The following is a 20,768-nucleotide window of genomic DNA, read 5'->3' as shown; positions in this document are numbered from 1 at the left end:
GGAGCGGCAGCGCACCACAATCGGGAGACATGGAGGACGAGATCACAGCTCTGGTCGAACGCATCGGCAGCGCCGCGGGAGGCTCCGAGGTGAGAGTCGCGTGCGCGGAATCGCTCACATCGGGCCAGATCGCGAGCGCGCTGGGCGCGGGGGAGTCCTCCTCCGACTGGTTCGCGGGCGGCGTGGTCGCCTACCACCGCGAGGCAAAGTATCGCGCCCTCGGCGTCGAGCGGGGGCCGGTCGTCTGCGAGACGGCCGCCGCGCAGATGGCGGCGGGTGTCGCCGAGTTGATGGGGGCCGACATCGCCGTCTCCGTCACGGGCGTCGGCGGGCCCGACGAGCAGGACGGGCAGCCCGTCGGCACCGTCTACCTCGGCGTCACGACTCCCAAGCGCGGTTACGTGCAGCAGCACCGCTTCCACGGCGACCCGGGTGAGATCCTCGAGGCGACGAAGCGGCAGGCGCTCATTGCGCTCGCGGAAGCCGTCGAATCGGATGACTGAGGAGCGGAACCGCTCCAACTGGGCGGGGAACCTGCGGTACGCGGCATCCGAGGTTTATGAACCGGAAAGCATCGACGAGCTGCGGCAGGTCGTGGCGCAGGAGGGGAGCCTCCGGGCCCTTGGCACGCGGCACTCCTTCAATCGCATCGCCGACACGGAGCACGCCCAGGTCTCGGTGCGCCGCCTGGGCGGCGAACCCGTCATCGATGCGGATGCCCGTACCGCCACGGTGCCGGCCGGCGCGCGCTACGGCGACCTCGCGATCGCGCTTGAGGAGCAGGGCTGGGCGCTCGCCGCGCTCGCCTCCTTGCCGCACATCTCGGTGGCCGGCGCCATCGCGACCGGCACGCACGGCTCGGGCGATCGCACGGGCAGCCTCGCCTCGAGTGTCGCGGGCCTCGAGCTCGTGACCGCCGACGGCTCGCTCTTGGCGCTCCGCCGCGGCGACCCGGACTTCGTGGGTGCTGTCGTGTCGCTCGGCGCTCTCGGCGTGACCACCTCGGTCACTCTCGACATCGAGCCGAGCTATGAGGTCGAGCAGCACGTCATCGAGGGCATCCCCTGGGCGCATGTGCTCAACGATCTCACGGGCGTCACCTTCGCGGCCCACAGCGTGAGCCTCTTCACGACTTGGCGGGATGCGGAGACGATCGACCAGGGCTGGTTCAAGCGCCGCCCCGACCGCGACGACTCCCTGCCCCGTGACCACTTCGGCGGTTCGCCCGCCGAGGGGGAGAGGCATCCGCTGCCCGGCATCTCGCCCGAGAACTGCACGCAGCAGCTCGGCGTGCCGGGCCGCTGGCTCGACCGGCTGCCGCACTTCAGGCTCGACTTCACGCCGTCGAACGGGCAGGAGCTGCAGAGCGAATACCTCGTGCCGCGCGAGCACGCGGTTGACGCGATTCGCGCCCTACAGGGCCTCGCGCACCGCATCGCCCCGCTGCTGCAGGTGTGCGAGGTGCGCACGGTCGCCGCCGATGACCTCTGGCTCAGCCCGGCCTACGGATGCGACGTGGTCGGCCTGCACTTCACATGGGAGCAGCGCCAGACCGAGGTCGAGGGGCTGCTCTCCACGATCGAGCGGGAGCTTGAGCCGTTCGCGTTCCGCCCGCACTGGGGCAAGCTCTTCATGGTGGGCGACGTGAGCGCGCGGTACCCGCGGGCCGCCGACTTCGCCGAACTGCGCCGCCGGCTCGACCCGGCTCGCAAGTTCGACAACGCCTTCCTCGACGCGCACCTACCCCGCTGACTCCTCGCGCCGCCCCCCGCCTCCTCGCGCCGCCTCCGCCTCCTCGCGCCGCCCCCGCCTCCTCGCGCCGCCGCCCCCCGCCTCCTCCGGCATGTTCGGGAGGAGATTTTTGCCGACACGCTGTCTCCCGGCATCCGTCGGCCGGCGTGGCGCCCCGTTTCTCCTCCGAAACTCCGAGGCGAGGGCCGCAGGGTCGCGCGAAATTGCCTCTAGCTTTACCGGTAAACCTTCTGTAGGTTGTCACTCACAACAAAAGCATCGGAGTGGATGCGGCCCTGCACATCGCGCGTCCTCTCCCATACGAGGAGGTAGAGATGCACAAGAGGCGCGCAACGCTTGCAGCCGCGGTTGCCGCCGTTGCCCTGGTCGCGACCGGATGCTCCGGCGCGGGTGGCGACGAAGGTGACGACAACACCCTCACCCTCTGGCACTTCGAGGGTGAGAACAGCGCGATGGGAATCGCGTGGGACAGGGCGATCGAGATCTTCGAGGAGGAGACCGGTGCCACGGTCGAGTTCGAGGCCAAGGGCTTCGAGCAGATCCGCTCGACCGCGAGCCAGGTGCTCAACTCTGATGAAGCCCCCGACATCCTCGAGTACGCGAAGGGCAACGGCACGGCCGGGCTGCTTGCGAGCCAGGGGTTGTTGACGGACATCACCGAGGCGGTCGAGGAGCATGGCTGGGACGACAAGCTCGCCCCCGCGCTCCAGACCACGGCCCGCTACAACGAGGACGGCGTCATGGGCTCGGGCGCCTGGTACGGCGTGCCGAACTACGGCGAGTACGTGACGGTGTACTACAACAAGGACGCCTTCGCCGCTCAGGGTCTCGAGGTCCCCACGACGTACGAGGAGTTCGAGGCCGTGCTCGACAGCTTCGTCGATGCAGGCATCACGCCGCTCGCGCAGGCAGGCCAGGAGTACCCCCTCGGCCAGCTCTTCTACCAGCTCGCCCTGATGGAGGCCGACCGGCAGTGGGTGAATGACTACCAGCTCTACGAGGGCGAGGTCGACTTCCACGACGAGGCCTTCACGACGGCGGCCGAGACGCTGGTCGAGTACGTCGACAAGGGCTACCTCTCGCAGAACGCCTCCGGGCTCAAGGCAGAGGATGCCGGTGTCTCATTCATCAACGGCAGCGCGCCGATCTTCGTCTCCGGCAGCTGGTGGTACGGCCGCTTCCTCGACGAGGCTACGAGCTTCGAGTGGGGCATCTTCGAGTTCCCGGGCAGCGAGCTGAACCTCGGCTCGGCGGGCAACATGTGGGTGGTTCCCGTCAACGCGGGCAACCCGGAGCTGGCCTACGAGTTCATCGACATCACGCTCCGGCCCGAGATCCAGGCGCTGCTCGGCAACAGCGGCGGTCTGCCCGTCGCGGCGGACATCGCCGACATCACCGACGAGAAGAGCCAGGAGCTCATCGAGGGCTTCAATGCCATCAACGAGCGGGACGGTCTCGCCTTCTACCCCGACTGGCCCACGCCGACGTTCTACGACACCCTCGTCGCCGAGCTGCAGCAGCTCATCAACAAGACGAAGTCGCCGGATGAGGTGCTCACCTCACTCGAGGAGGAGTACGAGTCCTACGCGGCCGACTTCCGCTAGCAGCATCCGCCCGGAACTCCGGGGAGCGCCCCGATACGCGCTCCCCGGAGTCCTCTCCCACGCTCAGGAGGAATCATGACCCGCCTCGCCGACGAGGGTCTCATCCCGCATCGCGGGAAGGGTGGCCGCGCCGTCTACTGGCTCTACCTCGTGCCCGGTCTCGTGCTGCTCACGCTCATCGTGCTTGTGCCCCTCGTCTGGAACGTGCTGCTGACCTTCACGGAGTGGCGCGGCATCCGCCCGCCCGAGTTCATCGGCCTCGAGAACTGGATCGAGCTGGCGGGCGACACGACATTCTGGGCCTCCTTCCGCAACAGCGTCGCCATGATCATCGCAATGGTCATCGTGCCGACACTGCTCGGGCTCGTGCTCGCGGCAATGCTCTTCGACCTCGTGGGCAAGAAGTTCGGCGGCCGCCTTGCGAGCTTCATGCGGGCGACCTACTACCTTCCCCAGGTGCTCCCGGTCGTCGTCGCGGGCATCGTGATCGGCTGGATCCTGCGCCCCGAGAACGGTGCGCTCAACACGATCCTGACCGATCTGGGGCTCGGCGCCCTCGCCCACAACTGGCTCGGCAGCCCCGACACGGCGCTCCTGAGCATCATGGTCGTGCTCGTCTGGGTGCAGATCGGCTACCCCGTCGTGATCTTCATGGCGGCGCTGCAGCGGGTCGACCCCGAGCTCTATGAGGCGGCCGAGCTCGACGGGGCGAACTGGTTCCAACGCTTCCGCGCCATCACGGTCAGCGTGATCCGCCCCGAGATCTTTGTGGTCACCCTCACCTGCACGATCGCGGCCATGAAGGTCTTTGGCCCCATTTTCGTGCTCACCCGCGGCGGGCCCGGCGACAGCACCATGGTGCCGAGCTACTACGCCTACAGCGAGTTCTTCCAGTCGCAGCAGGTCGGCTACGGCGCGACCATCGCGACGGCGCTCACGATCGTGATCTGCGTGCTCGTCGTCCTGTTCATCCGCGCCCAGAACGCGGTCGAGAAGCGCGAGAGGAGCGGACTGTGAGCGCCCTCACGAATGCCCCGGCGGGAGCCGTGCCGACAGGCGAGCCCGCCCCCAAGCGACGCAATCGGCGGCGGCGTCGCCCCGCCGACTGGGTCATCCTCGCGCTCGCGATCGTATTCGGAGTGCTCATCGCATTCCCGTTCCTGCTGATCGTCATCAACTCCTTCAAGTCGCCCGCCGACTATGCGACGGGAGGGCCGCTCGCCCTGCCGACAGAGCTCTATTTCGACGGCCTCGTGAACTTCTGGGAGCGGGTGAACTTTCCTGAGAAGCTCTGGAACTCGATCTACACGAGCGGGCTGGTCGCGCTCTTCGCGGTCGTCATCTCGGTGCTCAATGCCTTTGCGATCGGCATCGGGCGGGTACGCGGCCGCACGTGGATCATCGTGCTGTTCCTGCTCGCCAACATGCTTCCCCAGGAGGCGCTGCTCTATCCGCTCTACTACATGTTCAAAGAGGTGGGCCTCTACAACACCACCTGGGCGATCATCATCATCTTCACGGTCATCCAGAGCGCCTTCGGCACCTACCTGCTCGCGAGCGTCTATGGGACCTTCCCGAAGGAGGTCCTTGAGGCGGCCGCGCTGGACGGCGCCAATCGCTGGCAGATCCTCTGGCGGGTCGTCGTGCCGATCAGTCGCCCGACCCTCAGCGTGCTGCTGATCTTCTTCTTCATCTGGACGTGGAACGAGTTTCTCATCCCGCTTACCTTCCTCGTCTCCAACGACAACCAGACGGTGCCCGTCGCGATCAGCGTGCTTCAGGGCGACCGGCTGATGGATGTCACGACCACGAGCGCGAGCGCGCTGCTGGGCGTCATCCCCACCCTCATCTTCTTCTTCATCTTCCAGCGCACCCTCACGCGCGGCATCACGGCAGGAGCAGTCAAGTAATGAAGTTCACCGACGGATTCTGGATGCTGCGCGACGGCGTCGAGGCGCTGTACGCGCAGGAGGCCTACGAGATCGAGGCGGGGGAGCATTCGCTCACGGTCGTCGCACCGACCAAGGTCATCTCGGGACGCGGGGATACGCTCAACCGCCCCGTGCTGACGGTCTCCCTCGACTCGCCCCTCGAGGGTGTCATCCGGGTGCGCGCGACGCACCACGAGGGCGTTCGCGCACAGCGCGGCTTCGAGCTCGCGAGCGAGGCGGGCGTCGGCACGGTGGAGCGTACGGAGGACGGCGCGACCTTGACGAGTGGTGGGCTCACGGCACGCGTCTCGGCGGGCGCCCCCTGGCGGCTCGACTTCGAGCGTGGTGGCGAGATCGTCACGAGCAGCGGACCCAAATCGCTCGGCTACTTCACGGTCGATGGCGTGCCCTACGTGCGTGAGCAGCTCGCGCTCGGCGTCGGCGAGCTCATCTACGGCCTGGGCGAGCGCTTCGGGCCGGTCGTCAAGAACGGCCAGAGCATCGACGTGTGGAACGCCGACGGCGGCACGTCGAGCGAGCAGGCCTACAAGAACGTGCCCTTCCACCTCAGCAGCCGCGGCTACGGCGTGCTCGTCAATCACCCCGGTCTCGTCTCCTACGAGGTCGGCAGCGAGGCGGTCGAGCGCGTGCAGTTCTCGGTCGAGGGCGAGAGCCTCGAGTACCTCGTGATCGACGGGCCGACCCCCAAGGCCGTGCTCGACCGCTACACGGCACTCGCGGGGCGCCCCGCATCCGTTCCCGCCTGGTCCTACGGCCTGTGGCTCTCGACCAGCTTCACGACCGACTACGACGAGGCGACCGTCACCTCGTTCATCGACGGGATGGCGGAGCGCGAGCTGCCCCTCAGTGTCTTCCACTTCGACTGCTTCTGGATGCACGAGTTCCAGTGGAGCGATTTCGAATGGGACCCTCGCACCTTCCCCGACCCCGAGGGCATGCTCGCCCGCCTGCACGAGCGCGACCTGCGCGTCTGCGTGTGGATCAATCCCTACATCGCCCAGCGCTCCGCCCTCTTCGAGGAGGGCCGCGCGGCCGGCTACCTCGTGACGAAGCCGAACGGCGACGTGTGGCAGTGGGACATGTGGCAGGCGGGCATGGCGCTCGTCGACTTCACGAACCCGGATGCGACGGCCTGGTTCCAGTCCAAGCTGCGCGGTCTCCTCGCTCAGGGGGTAGACGCCTTCAAGACCGACTTCGGTGAGCGCATCCCGCTCGAGGTCGAGTACTTCGACGGCACGAGCGCCGAGCGCATGCACAACCTTTACACGCAGCTCTACAACCGTGCCGTCTTCGAGGTGCTCGAGGAGGAGCGCGGTGCGGGCGACGCTGTGGTGTTCGCCCGCTCGGCGACCGTCGGGGGCCAAGCGCTACCCGTGCACTGGGGCGGCGATTCCACCTCGAGCTACGAGTCGATGGCCGAGACTCTGCGGGGCGGGCTCTCGCTCGCGTACAGCGGTTTCGCCTTCTGGAGCCACGACATCGGTGGCTTCGAGGGAACGCCCGACGCCGGCGTCTTCAAACGCTGGACCGCCTTCGGCCTGCTCAGCAGCCACTCCCGCTTCCACGGCAGCGAGTCCTACCGCGTTCCGTGGGCCTTCGACGACGGCACGGAGGAGCCCGGCCAGAGCGCCGTCGAGGTCACGCGCGAGTTCACGCGTCTCAAGCTGCGCCTCATGCCATACCTTCTTGCGGCGGGAGCTGAAGCATCCGCTGCGGGCACTCCCGTGCTGCGCCCCATGCTGCTCGAGTTCCCCGACGACCCCGCGGTCGTGCACCTCGACCGTCAGTACATGCTCGGCGGTGACCTGCTCATCGCGCCCGTCTTCAGCGCCACAGGAGAGGTCGAGTTCTACCTGCCAGAGGGCACCTGGACGAACTGGTTCACGGGCGAAGCCGTCGAGGGGGGACGCTGGCGCCGCGAGAGGCACGGCTTCGACACGCTCCCGCTCTACGTGCGCGAGGGTGCGGTCATCCCCTTCGGCGCGCGCGACGACCGGCCCGACTACGACTACCTCGACGGGCTCGAGTTGCGGGTGTTCCCCGGCTCGGGGTCGCGCACGGTCACGGTCGTGACGCCCGAGGGTCGGCGTGAGACCTTCACTGTGCACCGGGAAGGTGGCGAGGTTCGGCTGGTAGGGGCGGATGCTCGCGTCACGATCGTGGGCGATACCCTCGGTTCATGAAGCGCGCCACCATCTATGACGTCGCGCGCGAGGCGGGCGTTTCGCACCAGACGGTGTCGCTCATCCTCAAGGGGAGAGAGGGCTTCAAGCCCGAGACACGCGACCGCGTGATGGCTGCCCTCAAGCTGCTCGACTACCGGCCGAATCACGCGGCATGGTCGCTCGCGACCAACCGATCGATGCGCATCGGCGCACTCGTCGGGGCGTTGCTCGAGGTGGGGCCGCTGCGCACAGTGCAGGGTGCGGCGGACCGGGCCCGCGAGGCCGGCTACCTGCTCGATGTCGTCTCGGTGGACCCGGATGACGCGGCCGCCGTCGACGCCGCCCTCGACGAGTTGCGACGGCAGAACCTCGCCGGCCTGCTCGTGCTCGCGCCCGTCGACCGGCTCTCGCACCGGCTCGAGGGGCTCAGTCTCGGCTCGCCGCTCATCGTCGAGGCCGTCGACGACGTGCTCAACCCCGTGGGGCTCGGGCTCCTCATCGACCATCTTGTCGCGCTCGGGCACCGGCGCTTCGCTCACCTTGCCGGGCCCTCCGACTGGGCCGCCTCCGGCGATCGCGAATGCGCCTACCGCGAGGCGCTCGCGCGGCACGGGCTCGATTCGGTCACGACGGTCGTGGGGGACTGGAGTGCGCGATCGGGGCACGCCGCGGCATCCGCCCTCGACCTGGAATCGGCGGACGCGCCCACCGCCCTCGTCGTCGCCAACGACCAGATGGCCCTGGGGGCGCTGCTCGCCCTGAGCGAGCGCGGCATCGACGTGCCGGGCCGGGTGAGCGTGACGGGCTTCGACGACACCCCCGAGTCGCCGTTCTACACGCCGCCGCTCACGACCGTGCGGGCCGACTACGCGGCTCATGGGCGTGGGCTCGTGGAGCGGCTCCTGCGTCAGATCGACCCCGCGCGCGTGGGGGACGAGCAGGTCGCCGAGCCGCCGACGCTGCAAGTGCGGGCGTCAACCGGCGCGCCGCGCAACTGACGCCGATTCCGCAGGCCTCGCTACTCAACCAGTGCCGCTCGCCGCATCCCGCGCCCGGGCGTAGCGTTCGCGGATCTCGGGGCGGTGGTCCACGGGGAGTTTCGCCGCGATCTGCACCGGCCACGTCGGACGCTCGCCCGTGAGAGCCCAGGCGGCCTGGCGCGTCATGCCGTCAGCGACGTACTCGCCGGCCGTCGGCACGGAGACGGGCACTCCGAAGACCTGCGCCGCGATCGCCTGCACGGCGGGGTTGCCCGCCGCGCCTCCGATCAGCAGGATGCGCTCGGCCGTCACGCCCTGGGCGAGCACGGCATCGAGCCCGTCGGCGAGCCCGCACAGCATCCCCTCGATCGCAGCACGGGCGACGCCCGCTCGGGTGGTCGTCGCGAGCGTGAGCCCGCTCAGGGTCGCGGTCGCGTTCGGCAGGTTGGGGGTGCGTTCGCCCTCGAACCACGGCACGAGCACGGGTCCGGATGCCGCATCCGCTTTCACCGCGAAACGCCCCAGTTCGGCATGGTCGACGCCCAACAGTGCGGCGGTCGCGTCGAGCACTCGTGCCGCGTTGAGGGTCGCCACGAGGGGAAGGAAGCGCCCCGTGGCATCCGCGAAGCCGGCGACGGTGCCGCTCTCGTCGGTCACCGCAGTATCGGTGACGGCGAAGACGGTGCCGCTCGTGCCGATCGACACGATGACGTCACCCGCACGCGCGTCGAGGCCCAGCGCGGCGGCGGCGTTGTCGCCGGCCCCCGCGCCAACGATGAGCGCCCCGGGCACTGCCGGAAATTCAGGAACCGGGCCCGAAACGGGCCGCGAATCGTGCGGTGCGAGCACCGTGGGCACCGCGATTCCTGAATTTCCAGAAGCGAGGGTGAGCAGTTCGCGGTCGTATTCGCCGCGGGCAGGGTCGTAGTAGCCGGTGCCGCTCGCGTCGGAACGGTCGGTCACGAGCTCGTCGAGGCGAGGGTTGTCGGGGCCGAAGCCGCGCAGGCGCCAGGTGAGCCAGTCGTGGGGGAGCGCGACGGCGGCGACGCGGGCCGCATTCTCGGGTTCGGCATCCCGCAGCCAGCGCAGCTTGGTCGAGGTGAACGACGCGACGGGCACGCTGCCCGTGCGCGCCGCAATCTCGGCATCGCCGAGTTCCGCACGCAGGGCGAGTGCGGCGTCGGCGCTGCGGGTGTCGTTCCAGAGCAGGGCGGGGCGGATGACGCGGCCCCCCTCGTCGAGGGCGACGAGTCCGTGCTGCTGCCCGCCGATCGACACGGCCGCGACGTCCTCAAGCCCGCCCGCGGCGGTGATCGCCTGTCGGAGGGCGAGCCACCACGCTTCCGGGTCGACCTCGGTGCCGTCGGGGTGGGGTGCGCGGCCGTAGCGTTTGAGGGCGCCGGTCGCGGCATCCCGGATCACGACCTTGCAGCTCTGGGTAGACGAGTCGATTCCTGCGACGAGTGGCATGGTGCCCTTCCTGTCTGGGGTGCGAGAAGGCCCGGCGGTCACCCGCCGGGCCTCATGATCTCGTGTTCGGTTCTAGCGCGCGTTCATGAGGTGCTCGGTCGCGAGCTGCTGCAGCCGCACGAAACCGAATCCCTTGCCATTGAAGTAGGCATCGGTGTCGAAGTCCTCGAATGCGCTGCGGTCGGCGAGCAGCTCGTCGTAGGTCTCGCCCTCGCTGAGGGTGGGCTGTGCGAGCTCGGGCAGGCGGGCGGCCGCGAGCGCCTCCTGCACTTCGGGGTCGGCGCGGAAGGCTGCCGCGCGCTCCTTGAGCAGGAGGTAGGTGCGCATGTTGGCCGCGGCCGAATCCCACACGCCCGTCTCGTCTTCTGTGCGGGAGGGCTTGTAGTCGAAGTGGCGTGGGCCGTCGTAGGCGGGGCCGCCGTTCGGTCCGCCGTTCTCGAGCAGGTCGACGAGGGCGAAGGCGTTGTGCAGGTCGCCGTGGCCGAAGACGAGGTCCTGGTCGTACTTGATGCCGCGCTGCCCGTTGAGGTCGATGTGGAAGAGCTTGCCGCAGTCGAGCGCCTGCGCGATGCCGGCGGCGAAGTTGAGCCCGGCCATCTGCTCGTGCCCGACCTCGGGGTTGAGCCCCACGAGTTCAGGCCGCTCGAGCGTGTTGATGAACGCGATCGCGTGCCCGACGGTGGGGAGCAGGATGTCGCCGCGCGGCTCGTTGGGCTTGGGCTCGATCGCGAAGCGCAGGTCGTAGCCCTTGTCGGTCACGTAGTCGCCCAGGAGGTTGACGGCCTCGCGGTAGCGCTCGAGGGCGAGACGGATGTCTTTTGCCGAGTCGTATTCGGCACCCTCACGTCCGCCCCACATGACGAAGGTCTTGGCGCCGAGTTCGGCGGCGAGGTCGATGTTGCGCAGCACCTTGCGCAGGGCGAAGCGGCGCACGGCCCGGTCGTTGGAGGTGAAGCCGCCGTCTTTGAAGACGGGCGCGGAGAAGAGGTTCGTCGTCACCATGGGGACGGTGAGGCCGGTGTCGGTGAGCGCCTGCTTCAGGCGGTCGATCTGGGTCTGGCGCTCGGCATCCGTCGACCCGAAGGCGAAGAGATCGTCGTCGTGGAAGGTGAGTCCCCACGCGCCCAGCTCGGTGAGCTTCTCGATGACGTGCACGACGTCGAGGGGCGCGCGGGTGGGTCCGCCGAAGGGGTCGGCGCCGTTGTATCCGACGGTCCAGAGACCGAAGGAGAACTTGTCGGCGGGGGTGGGCTTCTCTGCCATGGTGCTCCTGCTCGCGTGTTGCGGGGATAAATGTTGTGTAAGCAAACTTATCGCACCCGGGCCACATTGGCTACTCTCCCCGAGAGTTTCGAAGCCATGTCTCGAAACCTCTAGTAGCGTTGCGGCATGCCGACAGCATCCGCAGCCCGCGTGACGCTCGCCGCGCTCGCGGCCGAGGCGGGTGTCTCCCTCGCCACCGCCTCCAAAGTGCTCAACGGGCGTCCGGATGTCGCGGCCGCAACCCGCGAACGCGTCGAGCAGCTGCTCGATCAGCACGGCTACCGCCGCCGCCAGGGCGGCCAGAGCCGCGCGCGGCTGGTCGAACTCGTGTTCCATGAGCTTGAGGCGGCGTGGTCGATGGAGGTCATCAGCGGGGTCGAGGATGTCGCGCGGGAGCACGGCATGAGCGTCGTGCTGACCGAGAGCGGCACCCGTCACGCCCCAGGGCCCGAGTGGCTGGAAGGGGTTCTGAGTCGTCGACCCATCGCGGTCGTGCTCGTCTTCTCCGACCTGCCGGCTCCCTTCCGTGCGGCCCTCGATGCCCGTTCGATTCCCTTCGTCGTCGTCGACCCCGCGGGGGATCCCTCGCCGGATGTTCCCGCGGTGGGTAGCGCGAACTGGGCGGGCGGGCTCGCCGCCGTGCGCCACCTCATCGAGTTGGGCCATCGCCGGATCGCCGCCATCACGGGGCCGGAGGACATGATGTGCTCGCTCGCGCGAATCGACGGTTATCGCTCGGCGATGGGGGCGGCGGGGCTGCCGATCCGCGACGAGTGGATTCGCTTCGGGGACTTCCACCCGGGAGGCGGTGCCCGCCATGCTGCCGAGCTCCTCGCTCTCCCGGAGCCGCCGACGGCGATCTTCGCGGGGAGCGACCTTCAGGCGCTGGGGGTGCTCGAGACGGCGCGCTCGCTCGGGCTGCGCATCCCCGACGACCTGTCGCTCGTGGGCTATGACGACATCCCGCTCGCCAACTGGGTGAGCCCGCGTCTCACGACGGTGCATCAGCCGCTCAAGGAGATGGGGCGGGAGGCGACGCGGCTCGCGATCAGGCTCAGCGAGGGCGCCACCTCGGGGGAGACGCCCCGCATGGACCTCGCGACCCGCCTCGTGGTGCGCGACAGCACGGCCCCGCTCGCCGGTTGAGCTCGGCTCCGCACCGAGCGCTCAGCCGGGCAGCACCTCCACGCCGGGGCGCAGCACGCGGGTGTGGTCCACCTGGCGTACGGGCCCGGTCACGGTCATCCGCTGAATGAGGGGGAGGTCGCCGCTCGATCGCCCGAAGCCGAGCTCGATCGCGCCCGGCTCCACGATGCGCATGCCGTTCGGTCCTGTGAAGGAGGTGAGGTCGGCGTGCACCGTGAACGTGACCCGGGCGCGCCCGCCTGCTTCCAATTCGAGGCGGGCATAGCCGATGAGGCGCTGCACGGGGCGGACGACGCTCGCGACGGGATCGTGCAGGTACAGCTGCACGACTTCGGCTCCCGCACGCTCACCCGTGTTGGTGACCGTGATCGACACCGCCACCTCGCCCTCGGTCGACATCACAGCGGCGGATGCTTCGAGCTCTCCCCATTCGAAGCTCGTGTAGCTCAGCCCGTGTCCGAAGCAGTAGGCGGGCGTGGGGTCGATGTTGGAGACTCCGCTGCTGCGCGCGAGGGGGGACGCGAGGTAGGTGCTCGGTTGCGCGCCGGGATGGGCGGGCACGCTGACGGGGAGCCGCCCACTGGGGTTGACGCGCCCGCTCAACACGCCCGCGATCGCGGGGGTGCCCTCTTCGCCTGCGAAGAAGGTCTGCACGATGGCGCTCGCCGTGGTCGCCGCCGCACCGAGCGCGTAGGGGCGGCCCGCGAGGAGCGTCACGACGGTCGGGGTTCCGCTTGCGATGACGGCGTCGAGCAGGGCCTGCTGGGCGCCCGGCAACTCGAGCGTTGGGGCGTCGCAGCCCTCACCGCTCGTGCCGCGGCCGAAGAGCCCCGCGCGATCGCCGAGGGCGAGCACGACGGCATCCGCTTGCCGTGCCGCTTCGACGGCGTCGAGGATGCCCTCCCGCTCGCCGCCGTCGACGCTCGTGCCGAGGTGGTGCTCGATCTCGCTCTCGGGGAACTCGGCGCGCAGTGAGTCGAGCAGGGTGGGCAGCTCGAGGCCGAGGGGGACCTCCGGATGCCGCACGCCCACGTGGCTGGGAAAGGAGTAGCAGCCCAGCACGGCGTAGGGGTCGTCGGCGTTGGGGCCGAGGACGGCGATGCGGCGCGGGCGCTGCAGGGGAAGGACGCCGTCATTGCGCAGCAGCACGACGGCGCGCTCGGCGAGGTCTCGGGCGAGGGCGCGGTTCTCCTCCCGGTCGAGGTCGATGCGCCCGCGCACCCCGCTCGGCTCGCTCGTGTCGACATCGCGCAGTGCGGGCGGTTCGGGGGACCAGTCGTCATCGAGCATCCCCAGTTCCAGCTTCTGCAGGAGCACTCGGCGTAGCGCTCGGTCGACGAGTTCCTCGGGCACGCGGCTGGCGCGGATCGCCTCCACGAGGGGAGCGCCGAAGGTCTTGACGGTCGGGAGCTCGACATCGATGCCCGCGTGGAGGGCCGCGGCCGCGGCATCCGCCCAGTCCTCGGCGTGGCCGTGCAGGGTCGCGAGGAAGCCGATGGCGAAGTAGTCCGCGACGACGGTGCCCTCGAAGCCCCACGTGTCGCGCAGCAGCTCGGTGAGCAGGCGCGAGTCGGCGGCGGAGGGGATGCCGTCGAGATCGGTGTAGGCGTTCATGACGCTGCGCACACCGCTCTCGCGGATGGCCATCTCGAAGGGGGGAAGAAGCACGTCGGCCAGCTCGCGCGGGCCGATCGAGACGGGGGCGAGGTTACGGCCGGCGCGGGAGGCCGAGTAGCCGACGAAATGCTTGAGCGTCGCGACGATGCCGGCCGATTCGAGTCCCTGCACATAGGAGGTCGCGATCGTGCCGACAAGGTGGGGGTCCTCGCCGATCGTCTCCTCGACACGGCCCCAGCGCGCGTCGCGAACGACATCGAGCACGGGGGCGAGGCCCTGGTGGACGCCCACGGAGCGCATGTCCTCGCCGATGCGCCGGGCCATCCGGTGCACCAGGTCGGGGTCGAAGGTGGCGCCCCACGAGAGGGGAACAGGGTAGGCGGTCGCGCCCCACGCGGCGAAGCCCGCGAGGCACTCCTCATGCGCGATCGCGGGGATGCCGAGGCGGCTCGCCGAGACGATGCGCTCCTGAGTGCGCTGCAGGGAGAGGGCGCCGAGCGCGGGGTCCACGGGGGCCGTGCCGAAGGGGCGGGTGAGCTGCCCGAGGCCGCGGGGAAGCAGCTCGTCGAGGTCGACCTCGTCGGACATCTCGTGCTGGTGCGGGGCGACCTCGCCGCCCTCGTCGGAGGCGCCCACCCAGACCCCATAGAGCTGTGCAAGCTTCTCCTCGAGCGTCATCTCGCGGAGGAGCGCCTCGACCCGCTCGGCGGGGTCGGCGGAGGGGTCCCGCCAGGCGGGCATGGTGGTGACGTGATCGGTCATCGGTGTTTCCTTATCCCTTGACGGCGCCCGTGAGCCCGCCGACGATCCGCTTCTCGGCGACGAGGAAGAAGGCGAGCGCGGGGATCATCGAGAGCGAGGTGTAGGCGAGCACGGCGCCCGTGTCCGCCGAGTACTGGGTCGAGAACTGTTGCACGCCGAGCGGGAGCGTCCAGAGCTCCTGGGGCATGCCGCCCGCCGCCATGAGGAGCAGGGGCAGCAGGTAGGCGTTCCAGCTGGCGATGAAGGCGAGCACGCCGACCGTGATGAGGCCGGGCCCCGACAGCGGCAGCATGATCCGCCAGAAGAAGCCGATCCGGCTTGCCCCGTCGATCGAGGCGGCCTCCTCCAGCTCGGAGGGGATCGCCCGCAGGAAGGGGACAAGGATGATGATGGTCGTCGGCAGCGCGAAGGCGACCTGCGGGATGATGAGCCCCAGGAAGGTGCCGTGCAGGCCGAGGTCGCGCAGGAGGATGCTGAGGGGCAGCGCGGCGACCGTGACGGGAAACATGAGGCCAGCGGCGAAGAGCGCGTAGAGCCCGCCGCGACCGCGGAAGGTGTAGCGCGCGATCACGAAGGCGGCCATTACGCCGAGGAGCACGACCCCGGCCGTCGTTCCCGCGGCGACGAGGGACGAGGAGAAGACCGAGCCCCAGAAGCGTTCCGAGGTCAGCACTCGCGCATAGCTGTCGAGGCTCCACGGGTCCGGCCAGCCGGCCGGGTCGGCGTTGATGTCGGCTGTCGTGCGGAAGCCGCCGATCCAGATGTAGGCGACGGGGCCGACCGAGACGGCGATGGCCGTCAGGGCGACGATGTAGATCCAGAGCCTCGCCCAGTCGAAGGGCTTGCGAGTCTTGATCGCTGTGGTCGTGGTCGTCATGTCAGCGCACCCCGCTCGTGACGGCGCCCGCAAGATCGCGGCGCATGGCGAATCGTTGGTAGACGAGGGCGACGGCGAGGGAGATCACGAAGAGGATCACCGCGATGGCGCTGCCGTAGCCGTACTGGCCCTGGCCGTACTGGATCATGTACACGGCCATGGTGTTGGTGGCCCCGACCGGTCCGCCCTTGGTTGTGACCCAGACCATGTCGAAGAGCTGGAGCGAACCGATCATGGAGAGGAAGATCCAGATGCGGATGGTGGGGCCGAGCAGGGGGAGCGTGATGCGCCACTGGGTCTGCCACCAGTTCGCCCCGTCGATCGCGGCGGCCTCGTGCAGTTCCTGCGGCACGCCCTGCAGCCCGGCGAGCATGAGCAGGATGGCGAAGCCCAGGTACTTCCAGGTGAGGATGCCGAACATGACCCAGAGGGCGATGTCGGGGTCCGCGAGCCACGGTCGCGTGAGGTGTTCGAGCCCGACGGCCTCGAGGAGGGCGTTGACGCCGCCGCGGGGCGAGAGGAGGAGCTTCCAGGAGAGGCCGGCGATGACCTCGGCGAGCACGTAGGGCACGAAGATGAGGGCGCGGATGATGCCCCTGCCGCGCAGGCGCCGGTTGAGTAGCAGGGCGACCGCGATCGCGAGGGGGCCCTGCACGAGGATGGATGCGACGACGATCGTGATGTTGTTGCCGATCGCCTGGAGGAACAGCGGGTCACTCAGGGCCCGCTGATAGTTGGCGATGCCGATGAAACGGTCGAGGGGGCCGAGGCCGTTCCAGTTGTAGAGGCTGTAGACGGCGGCGAGCGCGACCGGCAGGATCACGAATGCCACGAAGACGATCAGCGCGGGGCCCGCGAAGAGCGCGATCTCGAGCCACTTGCGACTGTTCGTGCTCCGCTTCCGCCGCGCTGGGGCCTCGAGCGTTTCGGGGGCCGTGGCGAGCGGCGGGGCGGCCTGGGTGACTGTCATCTCTCAACTCCGAGGGGTCGGCGGGGCCTGCGGGGGCAGGCCCCGCCGATGGGTGTGAAGCGATCGGATGCCCGTGGTCGGGCGCCTGTGTCTAGTAAGACCTGCGCTTACTGGGCGTCGGCGGTCTGTTCCAGCGTCGCGACGACGTCTTCGGGCGTGCCCGAGCCCGCGAAGATGTTCACGATGGACTGGTTGAGCGGACCGCCGAAGGCCGGGCCGAGGGCACTGTCGAGCCAGAGCTGCACGTAGCTCGCTTCGGCGAGTGCCTGCGCGCTCGCGGCGAGGTTCTCGTCGGCCACAGCATCCGCGGCTCCGGGGTGGGTGGGGATGCCGGCTCCCGTCTCGGCGAATCGTCGCTGCACGTCTTCACTCATGATGTACTGCAGCAACTCGACGGTCTCCTCGGGCGCGTCAGCGGAGATGCCGAAGCCGTCGCCGCCGCCCATGATGATGCCGGGGTCGCCCTCGGCGCCTTCAATACTGGGGAACGGGAACCAGCCGAGCCACTCGGGCACCTCGCCGTCGGTCGTCAGGGAGCCGATCGTGCCGGCGTTCCAGGGGCCCATGAACTCCATGGCTGCATTGCCGTTCGCGATGAGGCCGTTGGAGCTGTCGGCGCCGGTCTGTGCGGGGGTCGCAAGGAATCCCTCGTTGAAGGGCTCGATCGCGAGGAAGTCCTCGAGGCGCTCTCCCGCCTCCACCCAGCAGGGGTCGCTGAAGTCGAGTTCGGGGATGGCGGTCTGGAGGGTCTCGGTGGAGCAGGAGCTGATGGCGAACTGGTACCACCAATGGCCGGCGGGCCAGAGGTCCCCCGCCCCGACGGCGATGGGGGCGACGCCGATCTCCTTGAGGTCCGCGACGGCATCCTCCAGCTCGGAGAGGGTCTCTGGCGTCTCCTCGATTCCCGCCTGTTCGAAGAGTTGCTTGTTGTACCAGATGCCGGTCGCGCCGAAGGCGTAGGGGATGGCGTATTGCGCACCGTCGACCTGCCAGGGCATGACGGCGTTGCCGATCTCGTCGATCGTGTCGGCTGCGACATCCGTCAGGTCCATCAGGTGGCCGGCTTCGGCCTGCGAGCGCACCTCGCCGCCGGGCCAGACCATGAAGAGGTCGGGCGCGTCGCCGGACTGGAGAGCGTTGGGAATGAGGGTCCGCTGCAGATCCTCGTTCTGGTAGCCGGTGACCTCGACCGTGACCCCGGGGTGGTCTGCTTCGAATTCGGCCGCGACATCGGCCCAGAGGCCCTGGAGGGGGTCGGAGGTCGCGTTGTGCCACCAGGTGATGGTGACGCCGTCGCCATCGTCGCCGCCCGAGCTGCATGCGGCGAGTCCGAGCGCAAGGGTTGCGGTTGCGCCGAGCGCGGCGGCCCGTGTGTAGCGGGATCTGTTCATCATCGAACACCTCTCGAAAGTTTCGACACCGCTGTCGAAAGTGATTGGGATGCCCGAATACTACGGTCTGCCGCATTTGGGGTCAAGCACAACAAATATCTGTTTCCCTGCGGGGCGCCGGATAAGGTGGGGCACGTGGCGATGCGCGGAGACAAACTCGAGAGCGTGCGGCGTCGGAACCTTTCGACGGTGCTCGAGCTCGTCCACCAGGGGCGAGCGCAGTCCCGCGCCGAACTCACGGCCAGCACAGGGCTCAACCGCTCCACCATCGCGGCGCTCGTCGCCGAGCTCGCGGCTCTCGGGCTCGTCAATGAGACCGCTCCGACAGCAAGCAAGCGGGTCGGCAGGCCCTCGCCCCGTGTCGTTCCTGACCCCGGCCCTGCCGTCATCGCCGTAAACCCCGAGCTTGACGCCATCACGGTGGGCGTCGTCGGCCTGAACGCCCGCGTCGAGCACCGCGTGCGCCGGGAGGTCGACCACGCGGTGTCGCCCGAGGAGGCCGTCGCGGTCATCGCGGAACTGACGGATGCTCTCCGCACCGAGATCGGCGACGAGCGCCGCATCCTGGGGGTGGGCCTCGCGGTTCCCGGCCTCGTGCGCGCGGCGGACGGCGTCGTGCGGTGGGCGCCGCACCTCGGCTGGCGCGAGACTCCCATCACCCGGCTTGTCGAGGACGCCGTGGGCCTGCCGGCGTCCGCCGACAACGATGCGAGTCTCGCGGCGGGCGCAGAGCGCATCTTCGGCGTGGGCAGGGGTGTTGCTGACCTCGTCTACCTCAACGGCGGTGCGAGCGGCATCGGCGGGGGAGTCATCGTGCGGGGCATCCCGCTCGGCGGGGTCGCGGGCTACGCGGGTGAGTTCGGCCAGAACCGGCCCGGGCTTGCGGATGCTGCAGACCGCGCGACCGAGCACGGCACCCTCGAGGATGAGGTCAGCCGCGCTCGTCTGCTTGAGGTGCTCGGCCTTCATGCGGCCGATGAGCTCGAGTTCGAGGAGGCGCTCCTTGCGTCGCGCGAGCCGAAGGTGCTCGTCGAGCTGGAACGCCAGCAGCGCATCCTCGCGGTGGCGCTGAGCAACGCGATCAATGTGCTGAACCCTGAGCTCGTCGTGCTCGGCGGGTTCCTGGCGAGCGTGCACGCGCGCGACCCGGAGGGCCTCGAACTTCTCGTGCAACGGTCGACGGTGCCGGCCGCCTGGGAGGGTGTGCGCATCCGTCGCGCCGCCCTCGCCCAGGACACGCTGCTTATCGGGGCTGCCGAGCTGGCCTTTGCGCCGCTGCTTCGCGATCCAGCAGGTCATTCTGGGAGCGCTCCCACGACGTCGTGAGCGTGGGGTAGAGTCCCACGCATGATCTCCGGAACGCCTGACTACCGCGACCACGGCCTCGACTTCCCCGAGGGGTTCCTCTTCGGCTCCGCCACCGCCTCCTACCAGATCGAGGGAGCCTACGACGAGGACGGCCGAGGGCCCTCCATCTGGGACACCTTCAGTCACACACCCGGCCGCACCGTCAATGGAGACACGGGCGATGTCGCCGACGACCACTACCACCGGCTCGACGCCGACCTCGACCTCATGAAGCGCCTCGGGCTCGAGTCCTACCGCTTCTCGATCGCCTGGCCGCGCATCATGCCGAGCGGCAGCGGAGCCGTGAACCCGCGCGGGGTCGAGTTCTACTCGCGCCTCGTGGACGGACTGCTCGCGCGTGACATCCGCCCCATCGCGACCCTCTACCACTGGGACCTGCCGCAGCCGCTTGAGGACGCGGGGGGCTGGCCCGCGCGCGACACCGCCTTCCGCTTTGCGGACTATGCGGAGGCGATCGGGGCGGCCCTCGGCGACCGCGTGCACGCGTGGACGACTCTCAACGAGCCGTGGTGCTCCGCCTACCTCGGCTACGGCTCGGGGGCCCACGCGCCGGGTCGCACGAGCGGGCGCGATGCGCTCGCCGCCGTCCACCACCTCAATCTCGCGCATGGCTTGGGCTTGCAGGCCCTGCGCTCGGTCGTGTCGAAGCCCGACGCGCAGTACTCGGCGACCCTCAACTTCCACGTGCTGCGCCCCGGCGACGACAATGCCGACGACGCCATGCGCCGCATCGACGCGCTCGCGAACCGGGCCTTCACGGGCCCCATGCTGCGCGGCGAGTACTCCACCGACCTGCTGGAGGACACGGCGGATGTCACGGACTGGCAGTTCGTGCGCCCGGGTGACCTCGAGCAGATCCACCAGCCCATCGACTTCCTCGGCGTCAACTACTACTCGACCGCGACCGTGCGCACGTGGAACGGGCGCAGCCCGCGGCAGACGGCAGATGGCCACAAGGATGCGGGCGGCACGCCGTGGCCCGGCAGCGAGATGGTCGAGTTCATCGAGCAGGAGGGGCCCTACACGGCGATGGGCTGGAACATTGCGCCCGACGGGCTCGAAGAGCTCCTCGTCTCACTCCATGAGCAGTTCCCCGAGCTGCCCCTCATGGTCACGGAGAACGGCGCGGCCTTCGACGACCAGGTCGTCGACGGCGCCGTTCACGACGAGCGCCGCATCGACTACCTGCAGCGGCATTTCACGGCGGCGCACCGGGCGATGCAGCGGGGCGTCGACCTGCGCGGCTATCAGGTGTGGTCGTTGCTCGACAATTTCGAATGGGCCTACGGCTACACGAAGCGCTTCGGCATCGTCCACGTCGACTACGAGACCCTGCAGCGCACCGTCAAGGACTCGGGTCACTGGTATGCCGAGCTGATCCGCTCGCGGAGCATTCCGCCGGGCCCCCGCAGCGCGCGCTGACCCGAAGCTCAGGAGAGGCTGGATGCCGC

At 69.3% G+C, this 20,768-nt stretch carries 16 protein-coding genes; 10 read left to right on the top strand and 6 right to left on the bottom strand.

Annotation, left to right across the window (positions count from 1 at the left end):
• Window positions 1-29 precede the first annotated feature (29 nt).
• The 7 genes from OH146_RS05425 (at window position 30) to OH146_RS05395 (ending at window position 8,471) form a co-directional block, all read left to right on the top strand.
• Complete coding sequence (locus OH146_RS05425; RefSeq protein WP_265158184.1) at window positions 30-503, top strand: CinA family protein; 474 nt, start codon at window positions 30-32, stop codon at window positions 501-503.
• The gene (locus OH146_RS05420) at window positions 496-1,752 is read left to right on the top strand and encodes an FAD-binding protein (protein ID WP_265158182.1); all 1,257 of its coding nucleotides are present in this window, start codon (window positions 496-498) and stop codon (window positions 1,750-1,752) included. The genes OH146_RS05425 and OH146_RS05420 overlap by 8 nt, the downstream gene beginning before the upstream one ends.
• A 314-nt stretch (window positions 1,753-2,066) precedes the next feature.
• Window positions 2,067-3,356: an ABC transporter substrate-binding protein gene (locus tag OH146_RS05415; protein WP_265158180.1), complete on the top strand. Its 1,290-nt coding sequence runs from the start codon at window positions 2,067-2,069 to the stop codon at window positions 3,354-3,356.
• A gap of 75 nt (window positions 3,357-3,431) precedes the next feature.
• Complete coding sequence (locus OH146_RS05410; protein WP_265158178.1) at window positions 3,432-4,373, top strand: carbohydrate ABC transporter permease; 942 nt, start codon at window positions 3,432-3,434, stop codon at window positions 4,371-4,373.
• 29 nt (window positions 4,374-4,402) lie between these two features.
• Window positions 4,403-5,266 (top strand): carbohydrate ABC transporter permease, encoded by an 864-nt coding sequence (locus tag OH146_RS05405; protein WP_265160668.1) that lies wholly within the window; start codon window positions 4,403-4,405, stop codon window positions 5,264-5,266.
• The gene (yicI, locus tag OH146_RS05400; RefSeq protein WP_265158175.1) at window positions 5,266-7,491 is read left to right on the top strand and encodes an alpha-xylosidase; all 2,226 of its coding nucleotides are present in this window, start codon (window positions 5,266-5,268) and stop codon (window positions 7,489-7,491) included. The genes OH146_RS05405 and yicI overlap by 1 nt, the downstream gene beginning before the upstream one ends.
• Window positions 7,488-8,471, top strand: a complete 984-nt coding sequence (locus OH146_RS05395; protein WP_265158172.1) for a LacI family DNA-binding transcriptional regulator — start codon at window positions 7,488-7,490, stop codon at window positions 8,469-8,471. The genes yicI and OH146_RS05395 overlap by 4 nt, the downstream gene beginning before the upstream one ends.
• 24 nt (window positions 8,472-8,495) lie before the next feature.
• Here the strand turns inward: OH146_RS05395 and OH146_RS05390 are convergent, their stop codons facing one another.
• Window positions 8,496-9,923 (bottom strand): xylulokinase, encoded by a 1,428-nt coding sequence (locus tag OH146_RS05390; protein ID WP_265158169.1) that lies wholly within the window; start codon window positions 9,921-9,923, stop codon window positions 8,496-8,498.
• Window positions 9,924-9,995: 72 nt separating this feature from the next.
• Complete coding sequence (gene xylA, locus OH146_RS05385) at window positions 9,996-11,186, bottom strand: xylose isomerase (protein ID WP_265158166.1); 1,191 nt, start codon at window positions 11,184-11,186, stop codon at window positions 9,996-9,998.
• Between the two features lie 126 nt (window positions 11,187-11,312).
• On the opposite strand from xylA, the gene OH146_RS05380 reads away from it, so the two are divergent.
• Complete coding sequence (locus tag OH146_RS05380; protein ID WP_265158163.1) at window positions 11,313-12,332, top strand: LacI family DNA-binding transcriptional regulator; 1,020 nt, start codon at window positions 11,313-11,315, stop codon at window positions 12,330-12,332.
• 21 nt (window positions 12,333-12,353) lie between these two features.
• Here OH146_RS05380 and OH146_RS05375 read toward each other — a convergent pair whose 3' ends face one another.
• The 4 genes from OH146_RS05375 to OH146_RS05360 form a co-directional block, all read right to left on the bottom strand.
• Window positions 12,354-14,711 carry a beta-xylosidase/alpha-l-arabinosidase gene (locus OH146_RS05375; RefSeq protein ID WP_265158161.1) on the bottom strand — a complete coding sequence of 786 codons (2,358 nt, stop codon included), beginning with the start codon at window positions 14,709-14,711 and terminating at the stop codon, window positions 12,354-12,356.
• A 10-nt stretch (window positions 14,712-14,721) separates the two neighbouring features.
• Window positions 14,722-15,588 (bottom strand): carbohydrate ABC transporter permease, encoded by an 867-nt coding sequence (locus OH146_RS05370; protein ID WP_265158158.1) that lies wholly within the window; start codon window positions 15,586-15,588, stop codon window positions 14,722-14,724.
• A gap of 1 nt (window position 15,589) precedes the next feature.
• Complete coding sequence (locus tag OH146_RS05365; RefSeq protein WP_265158155.1) at window positions 15,590-16,558, bottom strand: carbohydrate ABC transporter permease; 969 nt, start codon at window positions 16,556-16,558, stop codon at window positions 15,590-15,592.
• Window positions 16,559-16,665: 107 nt separating this feature from the next.
• The gene (locus tag OH146_RS05360; protein ID WP_265158152.1) at window positions 16,666-17,952 is read right to left on the bottom strand and encodes an ABC transporter substrate-binding protein; all 1,287 of its coding nucleotides are present in this window, start codon (window positions 17,950-17,952) and stop codon (window positions 16,666-16,668) included.
• A gap of 138 nt (window positions 17,953-18,090) precedes the next feature.
• On the opposite strand from OH146_RS05360, the gene OH146_RS05355 reads away from it, so the two are divergent.
• Together OH146_RS05355 and OH146_RS05350 are read left to right on the top strand one after the other, a co-directional pair.
• On the top strand, window positions 18,091-19,275 hold the full coding sequence (locus tag OH146_RS05355; RefSeq protein WP_265160666.1) for an ROK family protein: 1,185 nt from the start codon (window positions 18,091-18,093) through the stop codon (window positions 19,273-19,275).
• Window positions 19,276-19,296: 21 nt separating this feature from the next.
• The gene (locus OH146_RS05350) at window positions 19,297-20,739 is read left to right on the top strand and encodes a GH1 family beta-glucosidase (protein WP_265158149.1); all 1,443 of its coding nucleotides are present in this window, start codon (window positions 19,297-19,299) and stop codon (window positions 20,737-20,739) included.
• Window positions 20,740-20,768 lie beyond the last annotated feature (29 nt).

This window comes from Homoserinimonas sedimenticola, assembly GCF_026094475.1.
Classification (GTDB): domain Bacteria; phylum Actinomycetota; class Actinomycetes; order Actinomycetales; family Microbacteriaceae; genus Homoserinimonas; species Homoserinimonas sedimenticola.
Note: the sequence above shows the minus strand (reverse complement) of the source record. Positions and strands in the feature narration are given on the sequence as shown.

What these genes read in the sequence shown, in the direction of transcription:
- xylA (WP_265158166.1), bottom strand. Translation starts at nt 11,186, where the DNA reads ATGGCAGAGAAGCCCACCCCCGCCGACAAGTTCTCCTTCGGTCTCTGG.
- OH146_RS05355 (WP_265160666.1), top strand. Translation starts at nt 18,091, where the DNA reads ATGCGCGGAGACAAACTCGAGAGCGTGCGGCGTCGGAACCTTTCGACG.
- OH146_RS05370 (WP_265158158.1), bottom strand. Translation starts at nt 15,588, where the DNA reads ATGACGACCACGACCACAGCGATCAAGACTCGCAAGCCCTTCGACTGG.
- OH146_RS05390 (WP_265158169.1), bottom strand. Translation starts at nt 9,923, where the DNA reads ATGCCACTCGTCGCAGGAATCGACTCGTCTACCCAGAGCTGCAAGGTC.
- OH146_RS05410 (WP_265158178.1), top strand. Translation starts at nt 3,432, where the DNA reads ATGACCCGCCTCGCCGACGAGGGTCTCATCCCGCATCGCGGGAAGGGT.
- OH146_RS05415 (WP_265158180.1), top strand. Translation starts at nt 2,067, where the DNA reads ATGCACAAGAGGCGCGCAACGCTTGCAGCCGCGGTTGCCGCCGTTGCC.
- yicI (WP_265158175.1), top strand. Translation starts at nt 5,266, where the DNA reads ATGAAGTTCACCGACGGATTCTGGATGCTGCGCGACGGCGTCGAGGCG.
- OH146_RS05420 (WP_265158182.1), top strand. Translation starts at nt 496, where the DNA reads ATGACTGAGGAGCGGAACCGCTCCAACTGGGCGGGGAACCTGCGGTAC.
- OH146_RS05380 (WP_265158163.1), top strand. Translation starts at nt 11,313, where the DNA reads ATGCCGACAGCATCCGCAGCCCGCGTGACGCTCGCCGCGCTCGCGGCC.
- OH146_RS05375 (WP_265158161.1), bottom strand. Translation starts at nt 14,711, where the DNA reads ATGACCGATCACGTCACCACCATGCCCGCCTGGCGGGACCCCTCCGCC.
- OH146_RS05365 (WP_265158155.1), bottom strand. Translation starts at nt 16,558, where the DNA reads ATGACAGTCACCCAGGCCGCCCCGCCGCTCGCCACGGCCCCCGAAACG.
- OH146_RS05360 (WP_265158152.1), bottom strand. Translation starts at nt 17,952, where the DNA reads ATGATGAACAGATCCCGCTACACACGGGCCGCCGCGCTCGGCGCAACC.
- OH146_RS05350 (WP_265158149.1), top strand. Translation starts at nt 19,297, where the DNA reads ATGATCTCCGGAACGCCTGACTACCGCGACCACGGCCTCGACTTCCCC.
- OH146_RS05395 (WP_265158172.1), top strand. Translation starts at nt 7,488, where the DNA reads ATGAAGCGCGCCACCATCTATGACGTCGCGCGCGAGGCGGGCGTTTCG.
- OH146_RS05425 (WP_265158184.1), top strand. Translation starts at nt 30, where the DNA reads ATGGAGGACGAGATCACAGCTCTGGTCGAACGCATCGGCAGCGCCGCG.